This is a genomic window from Amycolatopsis sp. NPDC006125, from assembly GCF_040614195.1.
Lineage (GTDB): Bacteria > Actinomycetota > Actinomycetes > Mycobacteriales > Pseudonocardiaceae > Amycolatopsis_E > Amycolatopsis_E tucumanensis.
Genome location: NZ_JBEXTZ010000085.1, coordinates 24889 through 36065, shown reverse-complemented (window position 1 = coordinate 36065; position 11177 = coordinate 24889). Strand labels below are relative to the sequence as shown.

The 11177-nt window shown below is 73.3% G+C and carries 10 protein-coding genes; 5 read left to right on the top strand and 5 right to left on the bottom strand.

Going from position 1 to position 11177, the window contains the following annotated elements; genetic code table 11:
• Positions 1–118: 118 nt before the first annotated feature.
• From ABZ193_RS32900 to ABZ193_RS32890, 3 genes are read right to left on the bottom strand one after another with little or no spacing between them, the layout of a single operon-like run.
• Entirely contained in the window at positions 119–1204 is a 1086-nt protein-coding gene (locus ABZ193_RS32900) for a glycosyltransferase family 1 protein (RefSeq protein ID WP_237339678.1), read from the bottom strand.
• A complete protein-coding gene (locus ABZ193_RS32895) occupies positions 1197–3701 on the bottom strand; it encodes a glycosyltransferase (RefSeq protein ID WP_354712622.1) in 2505 nt (834 codons plus the stop codon). Before ABZ193_RS32895 ends, ABZ193_RS32900 begins: the two co-directional genes overlap by 8 nt.
• A 36-nt stretch (positions 3702–3737) precedes the next feature.
• Positions 3738–4643, bottom strand: coding sequence for a glycosyltransferase family 2 protein (locus ABZ193_RS32890; protein WP_237339680.1), 906 nt, complete (start codon positions 4641–4643; stop codon positions 3738–3740).
• Between the two features lie 18 nt (positions 4644–4661).
• On the opposite strand from ABZ193_RS32890, the gene ABZ193_RS32885 reads away from it, so the two are divergent.
• On the top strand, positions 4662–5711 hold the full coding sequence (locus ABZ193_RS32885; protein WP_237339681.1) for a glycosyltransferase family 1 protein: 1050 nt from the start codon (positions 4662–4664) through the stop codon (positions 5709–5711).
• Between the two features lie 42 nt (positions 5712–5753).
• A complete protein-coding gene (locus tag ABZ193_RS32880) occupies positions 5754–6902 on the top strand; it encodes a glycosyltransferase family 1 protein (RefSeq protein ID WP_039791797.1) in 1149 nt (382 codons plus the stop codon).
• A gap of 113 nt (positions 6903–7015) precedes the next feature.
• Here the strand turns inward: ABZ193_RS32880 and ABZ193_RS32875 are convergent, their stop codons facing one another.
• Complete coding sequence (locus ABZ193_RS32875; RefSeq protein WP_237339682.1) at positions 7016–7549, bottom strand: hypothetical protein; 534 nt, start codon at positions 7547–7549, stop codon at positions 7016–7018.
• 107 nt (positions 7550–7656) lie between these two features.
• Between ABZ193_RS32875 and ABZ193_RS32870 the strand changes: the two genes are divergently transcribed.
• A complete protein-coding gene (locus tag ABZ193_RS32870) occupies positions 7657–8529 on the top strand; it encodes a glycosyltransferase family 2 protein (RefSeq protein WP_020420973.1) in 873 nt (290 codons plus the stop codon).
• On the opposite strand, the gene ABZ193_RS32865 is transcribed toward ABZ193_RS32870, so the two are convergent.
• Positions 8530–8808, bottom strand: a complete 279-nt coding sequence (locus ABZ193_RS32865; protein WP_020420972.1) for a hypothetical protein — start codon at positions 8806–8808, stop codon at positions 8530–8532.
• Between the two features lie 208 nt (positions 8809–9016).
• Between ABZ193_RS32865 and ABZ193_RS32860 the strand changes: the two genes are divergently transcribed.
• Together ABZ193_RS32860 and ABZ193_RS32855 are read left to right on the top strand one after the other, a co-directional pair.
• A complete protein-coding gene (locus ABZ193_RS32860) occupies positions 9017–10096 on the top strand; it encodes an NDP-sugar synthase (RefSeq protein ID WP_027936288.1) in 1080 nt (359 codons plus the stop codon).
• A complete protein-coding gene (locus ABZ193_RS32855) occupies positions 10096–10992 on the top strand; it encodes a DNA-3-methyladenine glycosylase 2 family protein (RefSeq protein WP_354712621.1) in 897 nt (298 codons plus the stop codon). The genes ABZ193_RS32860 and ABZ193_RS32855 overlap by 1 nt, the downstream gene beginning before the upstream one ends.
• Positions 10993–11177 lie beyond the last annotated feature (185 nt).

Below are 11177 nucleotides of genomic sequence, written 5' to 3'. Positions count from 1 at the left end.
TTGGCATGTTCGGCTGCCGGTTGGCGGCCTGGGTTGCGGCCCTGGCTCAAGGTGATCGTTGCGTGTCAGGCGACGGGATGACCACCCAGCTCGGGGTGTGTGCGGGGCGGCGCTTTGGCTAGCGCTGGGTGGCTTGGCGGTAGGCCGCCAGCGTGGTCTCCGCCGTGCGGCGCCAGGTGAAGCTCGCCGCGTGGGCGCGTCGCTCCACGGACCTCGACGCCAGCGGGGCCTCCGCCACGGCCTCGCGCAGCGCGGTGATCAGGGCGTCCACCTCGCCGTACGGTGCGAACCGCGCGAAGCCGCCCGAGATCTCCCTCAGCGCGGGGATGTCCGAGCACACCACGGGCACGTCCGAGGCCAGCGCCTCCAGCACGGGCAGGCCGAACCCCTCGTCCCGGGACGGGAGCACCAGCGCGGCCGCCCCGGCCATCACGTTGTGCAGGTCCCGTTCGGACAGGTAGCCGAGGCGGCGGCTGCGGGGCGTGCCGGGCGCGGGACCCGGGCCGGAAAACACCAGCGGCGGCAGGTCTTCGGCCGCGGCGTGGGCCTTCAACAGCCAGTCCATGCCCTTGCGCGGGCCGGCCGCGCCGACGAACAACAGGTACCGCTCCGGCAACCCGAGGCGTTCGCGCATCGGCTCGTCCGGCGGGCGGCCGGTGAACCACGCCGCGTCCACCCCGAGCGGCGTCACCACGACCTTGTCGCGGTCCACGTCGAGCCGGGTCGCCACCGCGTCCGCCACCGCGGCCGTCGGCGTGCAGATCACGTCGGCGCGGGCGGCGCCGCGGCGCACCAGCTCCGGCAGTTCGCGGTCGCTGGGCGGCAACTCGCCGGGCGCGTCCAGGAACGCCAGATCATGAATGGTCAGGACGCCCGCGGCCCGCACCGCTCCGGGCAGCACGAAGTTCGTCCCGTGCACCACGTCCGCGCGTCCGGCGAACAGCTCGATCGGCGGGAACGTCGACCGCAGCCACGCCTTGCGCAGCATCCGCGCGGCGACCGGCATGCCCCGCGCCCGCGCGCCGTGCGGGAGCACGTAACGCAACCGCCGCCAGCCGCGCAAGGTGAACGCCACCGCACGCATGTCCACATCGGACATCGAAGCGAGCTCTTCGGCCAGTGACGCCGTGTAGCGCCCGATGCCGGTCCGGTCACCCAGCAACGGGGTGCCGTCCAGCAGGACCCGGAGCGCTCGCTCAGCCACGACGGCGGGCAACCTTCCGCACCCGGCCAGCGACCCGCCGCGCCAGCTCCTTCGGGCCGCCGTCGGCGAGGTACTCCTTCACCAGAGCCAGATCCCGTCGCACCGCCTCCGCGCCACGCGGCGGCACCTCCGTGGTCAGCGGAGCCGAGCCGATCAGGCGGTCCGCCGCCGGGCGCGGGTCGCGGCAGAACTCCACCAGCGGAGCCAGCGCCGTCGGCCACGCGAACCGCTGCGCCACGACCTCGATCCGCGCGCGGCACTCGGCGGCGAAGTCCTCGTCGTACAGCACCCGCTCCAGCGCGTCGGCCAGCGCGTCGACGTCCTCCGCGGGCACCACGACACCGAGCTTCTCGTCGCGGACCAGGTCGGCGAACGCGTCGCCGTCCGTGGTCACGATCGGCAGCCCCGCCCACAGGTAGTCCAGCACGCGGGTGCGGAACGCGAACGTGGTCTCCACGTGCTCGTAGTGCGTCGTCACGCCGCAGTTCGCGTCGAGCAGCCAGTTCTGCCGCTCACCGAAGGGCACCCACTGCTCGTTGAAGTAGACGTGCTTGTCGGTCAGCCCGAGCCGGTCGGCCAGGTGGATCGTGCGCGCGCCGATGTCCATCTCGGCGACCTCGGGGTTCGGGTGCTTCATCCCGAGGAACACCAGCTTCACGTCCGGCCGCCGCTGCCGCAGCCGGTCGATGGCGTGCACCAGCGTCAGCGGGTCGAACCAGCTGTAGACGCCACCCGCCCACAGCACGACCCGGTCGGCGCCGTCGATGTCCAGCGTTGCCCGCAGGCCAGGACCGGTGCGCACCGGCGGCTCCGGCGACAGGCCGAACGGGACGACCGACAGCAGCGACTGCGTGGTCGGGTCCGCGTCGTACAGCCGCGGCGACAGGCGGCCCAGCGCGGCCAGGTGCCCCAGCCAGAACAGCCGCTGCCGCTCCGAGGCGCACAGGAAGAAGTCACCGCGCAGCAGCTGCGCGTCCAGCACCCGCGTCACCCCGGCCAGATCGGCGGCACGACGGTCGTCCGGCGCGCTCTTGCCCTGCTCCAGCAGCTCTAGGTGCATCGGGTCGTACAGGTCGCAGACCACGATCTTGCTGGAGTCCTGCGCCTTCAGCGCGGGCGCCATCTCCAGCACGTGACCCTGCAGGATCACGATGTCCGCCCACTCGACCGGCTCGGTCAGATCCCGCTTCTTCGCCGCGCTCACCGGGAACGGCGCGGGCGGCGGCGCGGCCAGCGGGTTGACCGTGACCAGGCGCACGTCGTGCTCGGCGGACAGCACGGTGGCGATGTTCCAGGCGCGGATCGCCGGGCCCGCCATGCGGTCGGTGATCGCGTCGCCGGTGATCACCAGGACCTTGCGGCGCTGCCCGAACACGGCCTCGATGCCGAAGACGTCGGCCAGGATGTCGTGCGCGTCCAGGTAACGCGGCAGGGGATAGGCCGGCTCCATCGCCTTGCGCATGAGCGGGATCAGGTCGGCGTCGGTGCGCACGCGCGCGGCCTGCTCGGCGGCGCGCGACTCGGCCAGCGACGGCAGCAGCTCGACGAACTGGTCGATGGCCAGCACCCCGGCGAGCGTGGTGCGCGGGATCGCCACCGGCGCGGTCTCGACCGGGCCGGCCTTGGCGAGGTCCAGCTGCGTCGGGTCCAGCTCGCCCCGGGCGGTGGCGCGGCGCACGGCCAGCGCCAGCGCGGCGGGCAGCACCTTCGCGAGCGTCTCGTCGGAGAGGTTCTTGTAGAGGGCGGCGAGAGCGTTGCGCTCCAACAGGAACGTCTCCCGGCCGGTGTCCGGGGCGTCCACTTCGGACATCGTGCCGTGGTGGCGGTGGTAGGCCACCGACTCCGGCACGTACCGCACGCGCCAGCCGCGCAGGTTGAGCCGCCAGCCCAGGTCGACGTCCTCGTAGAACATGAAGAAGCGCTCGTCGAACCCGCCGAGCGCATGGAACACCTCGGCGCGCACGAACATCGCCGAGCCGGTGGCGAACAACACGTCCTTGGCGACGTCGTGCTCGCCGGGCGCGACGTCGGCCAGCGGACCGCCGGCGTGCCGCTTGTAGCCCATGCCGAACCAGGTCAGGCCGGCGTCCACGAAGTCCACGCCGGTGCCGTCCCAGTCCAGGACCTTGCTGGCCACGGCGGCGACCGTCGGCTCGGCGCGCAGCACGTCGACCGCCGCCTTCGCCCACGCGGCGTCCGGGCGGGCGTCGTTGTTGAGGAACGCGAGCACGCTGCCGCGGGCGTGCCGGGCGCCGAGGTTGCAGCCGCCCGCGAAGCCGGTGTTGGCGCCGGACTCGATCACCCGCGCGTCGCCGGCCGCGGCCTTGATGCGCGCGACGTCGTCACCGCCCGAGGCGTTGTCGACGACCAGCACCTCGAGCTCCGGGTAGTCGAGGTCCTCGCGCAGGGCGCGCAGGCAGGCGATCGTGTGCTCCGCGCCCCGGTAGTTCACCAAGATCACCGAGACCAGCGGCAGTGGTGTGTCCCCCTGGACCAACGCCCGACCTCCGTACTCGCCGTATGTCCGGAGAGACTATCGGGAGGTCCAGGCCGCCCAGACCGCGCCTCGGGAGACGGTCGAGCGGCGCGTGATCGACTTCCGCGCGGCCAGCGCGCCGGGCAGCCGGAGGACCACTTCGCCGAGCACGCGGCACCGCAGGCCCAGGCGGAAATTGGGCGCTTCGGGCACGTTCCGCTTGATCGGCAGCAGGGCGGTGATCGCGGCGAACCGGGCCAGTTCGCGGGCGGCGATCCCGGCGGGGGCGCACCGCAGGAGGGTGAGCAGGCGGTTGCGTTCGTTCCACTGGTGGAAGCTCTCGGATCCCGGGTTCGTGCTGGCGCCGTGCCGGTGTGTGACACGGGCCGTGGTGACCGTCACGATGTCGTGCCCGGCCAGCCGCAGCCGCCACGCGGTGTCGGTGTCCTCGTAGTAGCAGAAGAAGCTCGCCGGCACCCCGCCCACTTCGCGAAGCGTGCGGGTGCGGATCAGCGCGGCGCCGCCGCAGAAGCCGAAGGCCGGGGTCTCCGTGGTGTCGTAGCCGTGGCCGTCCGGGGTGAGGTTCACGCCGAGGGATTGGACCTGTCCGTCGACGTGTTCCAGGCGCGACCCGGCGGCCGCGGCGTCGCCGATGTGGTCCTCCAGCTCGGCGAGCCAGTCGGGGGCGGGGGCGGCGTCGTCGTTGAGCCACACGGTGAATTCGGTGTCCACTTCGGACAGCGCGTGTGCCGTGGCGCCCGCGTAGCCGACGTTGCGGGGCAGGCGGACAACCTCCGGCGCGGACGGGTGCGTGGCCAGCAGGCGGGCGGTGCCGTCGTCGGAGGCGTTGTCGATCACGAGCAGCCGGTGCGGGCGCGTCTGGGCGGCGAGGGCGTCCAGGCAGGCGGTGACGTGCGCGGCGCCGCGCCAGGTGACCACCACGACGGTGCTGCGGATCGGCACACCGGGAGAATACGGGCCGTGCCGGAACTCGTGGTCATCGCCGAGCAGTTGCTCGCGCCCGTGCCGGGCGGGACGGGCCGCTACACCGCGGAGCTACTGCGCGCGCTGGCCGAGACTGCGCCGCCCGGGTGGACGGTGTCGGCCGTCACCGCGCGGCACGCGGAAGGGTTGCCGGGCGCGCGGATGCTGCCGTTGCCGCCGCGGGCGCTGGTCGCGGCGTGGCAGGCCGGGCTGCCGTACTGGCCGGGTGGGGACGCGGTGCACGCGCCGACCCCGCTGGCCCCGGCGCGGGTGCCGCGCGGCCGGACGTTGTCGGTGACCGTGCACGACACCGTCCCGTGGACGCACCCGGAAACGCTGACGCCGCGCGGGGTGCGCTGGCACCGCGCGGTGATCGCGCGCGCGGCCCGGCGTGCTTCGGGGCTCGTCGTGCCGACGCGGGCGGTGGCGGACGACCTGCGCGCGCGGGTGCCGGTCGAGGTGCCGGTGACCGTGGCCGGGCACGGCGCGGCGGACGTGTTCACCCGCGACGACCTGCCCGAAGTGGACGTGCCGGATCGGTACGTGCTGGCGATCGGGACCATCGAGCCGCGCAAGGGGATCGACGTCCTGGTCGAGGCGGTGGCGCGGCTCGGCGTGCCGCTGCTGCTCGCGGGGCAGCCGGGCTGGGGTGGTCTGGACCCGGTCGCGATGGCCGGGGACCGGGCGGACGTGCGGGTTCTGGGGCGGTTGAACGACGTTTCGCTCGCCGCGGTGCTGCGGCGCGCGTCCGTGCTGGCGGCGCCGAGCGTCGCGGAGGGGTTCGGGTTGCCGGTGCTGGAGGCGATGGCCGCCGGGGTGCCGGTGGTGCACTCGGACACTCCGGCGCTGGTCGAGGTCGCCGGGGGAGCGGGAGTGGAGTTCCCGCGCGGGGACGCGGCGGCGCTGGCAGCGGCGTTGCAGGAGGTGTTGTCCAGTCCGGAACTCGCGGCTGACCTGGTCGCTCGCGGACGGGCGCGGGCGGCGTCGTTCTCCTGGGCGGGCGCGGCGCGGGCTGTGTGGGCGGTTCACGACCGCACCACTTCGTGAGTTCCTGACCACCGCGATCCCGATCGGCCGTACCCTGCACGAGTGGGAAGAGGCGAACCCAGCGTCCTGATCGATGCCACGGCCGTGCCGGCGGACCGGGGCGGGGTCGGGCGCTACGTGGACTCGCTGGTCGCGGCGCTGGACGAAGGCGGCGCGCCGATCACCGTGGTCTGCCAGCCGCGTGACTTCCGGCTCTTCGACCGGCTCGCGCCGCGCTCGCGGGTCGTCCCGGCGGTCCAGTCCACCGCCACGCGCACCGCGCGGCTGATCTGGGAGCAGACGACGCTGCCGTCGCTGGCGCGGCGGCTCGGGGTGGACGTGGTGCACTCGCCGCACTACACGATGCCCCTGGCTGGGCCGTCGGCGTCGGTGGTGACGTTGCACGACGCGACGTTCTTCACCGACGCGGTGCTGCACTCGTCGGTGAAGGCGCGGTTCTTCCGCGGGTGGACGCGGACGGCGTTGCAGCGGGCGACGTTGTGCGTGGTGCCGTCGAAGGCGACCGCGTCGGAGCTGGCGCGGGTGGCCCGTCCGCGGCGGCAGCCGGAGATCATCGAGCACGGGGTCGATGTGGAGCGCTTCCACCCGCCGACGCCGGACGAGGTGCGGGCCGCGCGGGCGGCGATCGGCCTGGAGCGGATGCCGTACGTGGCGTTCCTGGGGGCGCTGGAGCCGCGGAAGAACGTGCCCGCGTTGATCCGGGGTTTCGTGAAGGCGGTGGAGAACCGGCCCGACCCGCCCGCGCTCGTGCTGGCCGGCCAGCCGGGCTGGGACACGCAGGTGGAGAAGGCGCTGGCGGCGGCGCCGTTGCGGCTGCGGGTGATCCGGGCCGGGTACCTGCCGTTCGACTCGCTGGCGGGTTTCCTCGGCGGGGCGGAGCTGGTGGCCTACCCGAGCCTCGGTGAGGGCTTCGGACTGCCGGTCCTGGAGGCGATGGCCTGTGGGGCCTGCGTGCTCACCACCCGGCGCCTGTCGCTACCCGAGGTAGGCGGCGACGCGGTCGCGTACTGCGGCGTCGGCCCCGGCGACGTGGCGGTGGCGCTGGGCGAACTGCTGGACGACCCCGCCCGCCGGGCGTCCCTCGCATCGGCCGCCCAGAGGCGCGCGAAGGAATTCTCGTGGGCCACGAGCGCCGACAAGCACCGCGAGGCGTACGCGAAGGCGTGGCACCTGCACAAGCGGGAGCAGTAGCCGTTGGACGGTGTTCGGCCGGATGGGGTATAGTCATTGACGCGAGGCCCCCGTAGGGCCGAGAAGTGAGCCCGTGACGCGTCCGGACGGTCGTCTCACGGGCTTTGCGCTGTCTAGACCTCGGTCACCTTCGTCACCACCGGCATGATCCGGCGTCGCCAGTCGCCGCCCGCGCCGTAGCACCACGCCACGGCGTCCGGGATCCACAGCAGGGGAGTGCCGGCCGAGTTCAGGTGCTCGTAGGTGATGTTCGTGTCGGCGGGGCGGCGGCCGAGGGTTCGGTAGATCGTCGTCCGGTCGTGCCTGTCGCGGAGGTCGCGGCTGTCGAACACCAGCCGGTGCGCGTTGAGGTCCATGAGGTCCCGCACGGCCCGCTCGAGGCAGCGTTGCCGGTCCTGCTCCTCGGTCTTGGGCGTCCTGCCGGTCGCGTAGATGTAGGTCGTGACGGGCAGGCCCGCGATCCGGTCGGCGAGCAGCCGTCGGCGCGGCGGCTTCTCGGTCTTGAAGTGCAACTCGCGCTGACCCGGCAGGAGCAGCGTCGTGAGCTGCTTGCGGGCAGGCGAGAGCTGCGCGGGATCCACGACCGCGACACAGATGAGGTAGGTCTGCGCCCGGGCGGATTCGTCGATGAAGGCGTGAACCGGCACCAAGCCATCTTGGACGAGCAGTACACGCACGACTGCGCGCGGTAGCGGACTGCCGCGGCAGCGAACCGAGGGGTGCCTGCCCCGTCGCGCTCCGTAGTGGGGGCACAATGGCCCGCGTGACCGAGCCGAGCCGTTACGGCGACGGGGTCGCCGTGGTTGTCGTGACGTACTTCCCCGGTGAGGACCTCGACCGCTTCCTCGACAGCCTCGAAAAGGCGACCACCCGCGACGTCCACGTGGTCGTCGCCGACAACGACTCGACCGACGACGCCCTCGACCGGGCCGAGAAGCGCAAGAACACCCACGTCCTGCGCATCGGCGAGAACCTCGGCTACGGCGGAGGCGCCAACCGCGGCGTGGCGACCCTCGACGACAGCTACGGCTGGATCGTCATCGCCAACCCGGACCTCGAGTGGGAGCCCGGCTCGCTGGACACGCTCGTCGAGGCCGCGCAGCGCTGGCCCCGCGGCGGCGCCTTCGGCCCGCTCATCCGCGACCCCGACGGCACCGTCTACCCCTCCGCCCGCCTGCTGCCCTCGCTCGGCCGCGGCGTCGGCCACGCCGTCTTCGGCAAGATCTGGCCGGCGAACCCGTGGACCCGCGCCTACCGCCAGGAACACGCCGCCCCTGCCGAACGCACTTCCGGCTGGCTGTCCGGCTCGTGCCAGCTGATCCGCCGCGAGGCCTGGGACTCGGTCGGCGGCTTCGACACCCGCTACTTCATGTACTTCGAGGACGTCGACCTCGGCGACCGCATCGGCCGCGCCGGCTGGCACAACGTGTACGTGCCCTCCGCGGCGGTCACGCACATCGGCGGCAAGGCCACGTCCCGCGCGCCGAAGAAGATGCTGGCCGCCCACCACGACAGCGCTTACCGCTACCTCGCCGACCGCCACCGCGGCCTGGCCTGGAAGCCGGTGCTCGCCGCGGTGAAGCTCGGCCTCAAGCTGCGCCTGAAGTTCGAGACGCGCGGCAAGTAGTCACAGACCTTCCAGCCGCCGCGCGAAATCGGAGTTCCCGGTCTGCGTCTTGGTCGTCGGCACCAGGCCGTCGACCTCTTCCTCGGGCTGCACCGGCGTCATGTTCACGTGGGTGTCCGGTTTCGACGCGGCGAGGCTGCCCTGCACCGACTCGATCACCGACGACGGCACCACGGCCGTCGTGTCCGGGTCGTCGTTGTCGATCTCGTTGACCACGTTCCGCGGGATCTGCTGGGTGGTCGAAGCGTCCATCGGCGAGGTCGCGGCGTCCGGCGTCACGACGAACGCGCCACGGGACTGTGCCCTGGCCAGCAGAGCATCCGCTCGATCGCGGGGGTCCATCCCCTAGGCCTCCCGACTTCGACGTGGGCCCTCTCCGAACGGGGCCCTCCGTGTGCTGTCTAGGGTAGGCCCTCCGGGCCGTCGCCGTCATTGTTTCCCGCGGCTTGTCGCCCACCGGAGCGTGATAACGGGAAGGATTTTCGAGGTGACATCGGAGCTTGATGTCGATGCCGTGGTGCTCGTCGGCGGTAAGGGAACCCGCCTGCGGCCGTTGACCCTGTCCGCCCCGAAACCGATGCTGCCCACGGCGGGCGTGCCGTTCCTGACCCACCTGCTGTCCCGCATCCGCGCCGCGGGGATCCGGCACGTGGTGCTCGGCACGTCCTATCGCGCCGAGGTGTTCGAGGAGCACTTCGGCGACGGCGCGTCGCTGGGGCTGGAACTGGAGTACGTCGTCGAGGACGAGCCGCTGGACACCGGCGGCGCCATCCGCAACGTGGCGGACCACCTGCGCGCCGACCACGCCGTGATCTTCAACGGCGACATCCTGTCCGGCGCGGACCTGCGCGCGCTGGTCCAGACCCATCTGGACACGAGCGCCGACGTGACGCTCCACCTGCAGCGCGTCGAGGACCCGAGCCGCTTCGGCTCGGTGCCCACCGACGCCGACGGCCGCGTCACCGCCTTCCTGGAGAAGACCCCGAACCCGCCGACCGACCAGATCAACGCGGGTTGCTACGTGTTCCGCCGCCCGGTGCTGGAGTCGATCCCGGCGGGCCGCCGCGTGTCGGTCGAGCGCGAAACCTTCCCCGGTCTGCTGGAGGGCGGCGCGCACCTGCACGGGTTCGTCGACGCCTCCTACTGGCTCGACGTCGGCACGCCGGAGGCGTTCGTGCGTGGCAGCGCGGACCTGGTGCGCGGGCTCGCCCCCACCTCGGCGCTGCCCGGCCCGGCCGGCGAGGCCCTGGTCCTGGACGGCGCGGAGGTCGCCGCGGACGCGACCGTCACCGGCGGCTCGACGGTCGGCGCGGGGGCGCACGTCGCGTCCGGCGCGCGGATCAGCGGGTCGGTGCTGTTCGACCGGGTGTCCGTGGCGGAGAATGCGGTCGTGGAGAACTCCGTGCTGGGTGTGGGCGCGCGCGTCGGCAAGGGCGCGGTGCTCAAGGGCGTCGTCCTCGGAGACGGCGCGGTCGTCGGCGCCGGCTGCGAGCTGCTCGACGGTGCCCGCGTGTGGCCGGACGTGACCCTGCCCGACGGTTCGATCCGGTTCTCCAGCGACGCGTGATGCGTTACCGCCCGCCCTTCACCCTCGACCTCGACGCGGTCCTCCGGCCGTTGCGCCGGGGCAAGGGCGATCCGTGCCTGCGGGCGGACGACTACGGCCGGACGTGGCTGACCGGCAACACCGCCGACGGCCCGGGAACGCTGGCGCTGCGGCGGTTGCCGGACGGCGAGATCGAGGCCGCGGCGTGGGGCCCGGGGGCGGACCGGCTGCTCGACGGCGTGCCCGCGCTGGTCGGCGCCGAGGACGACGACAGCGGGTTCGTCTCGCACCACGACCGCATCGCCGAGGTGCGGCGCCGCATGCCCGGGCTGCGCCTCGGCTCGACCGGCCGGGTGTGGGACGTGCTGGTGCCCGCCGTGCTGGAGCAGAAGGTCACCGGGTTCGAGGCGCGCCGGTCGTGGCGGGAGCTGTGCCGGTGGTTCGGCGAACCGGCGCCCGGCCCGGCCCCGGCGGGGATGCGGGTGCCGCCGACGCCCGCGGCTGTGCTGTCCATTCCGGACTGGACGTGGCACCGTGCCGGGGTGGACCACAGCAGGCGGAAGGCGCTGATCTTCGCGGCGCAGGTGGCGCACCGGCTGGAGAAGGCGGTGGAGCTGCGGGGCGCCGAGGGGCGGGCGTGGCTGCGGAAGGTGCCGGGCATCGGGGTGTGGACCGCGTCGGAGATCGCGCAGCGCGCCTGGGGCGACCCGGACGCGGTCAGCTTCGGCGACTTCCACATCCCGGCGGTGGTCGGGTACGCCCTGCTGGGCGAGCCCCTGGACGACGAGGGCATGGCGGAGGTGCTGGCGCCCTACGCGCCGCAGCGGCAGCGGGCGGTGCGTTACCTGGAGGCGGGCGGGTTCTCGCGGCCGCGCTTCGGGCCGAGGTTCTCGCCGCGGGATTATCGCGCGATGTGAGGCGCGGGGTGCCGCTGTTTGGTGTTTCGTGGCGCGGTGATCGCGGCGGGCGGTGCGTTGTCTGGGGGCGGGTGGTTTGTCGCGGCCGCGCGTCGGGTCGAGGTTTCGCCGCGCGATGTGACCCCCGCCCCGAGCGCGGAACTCGCGCGCCCCAGCGCGGAACTCGCGCACTCCAGCGTCGGACT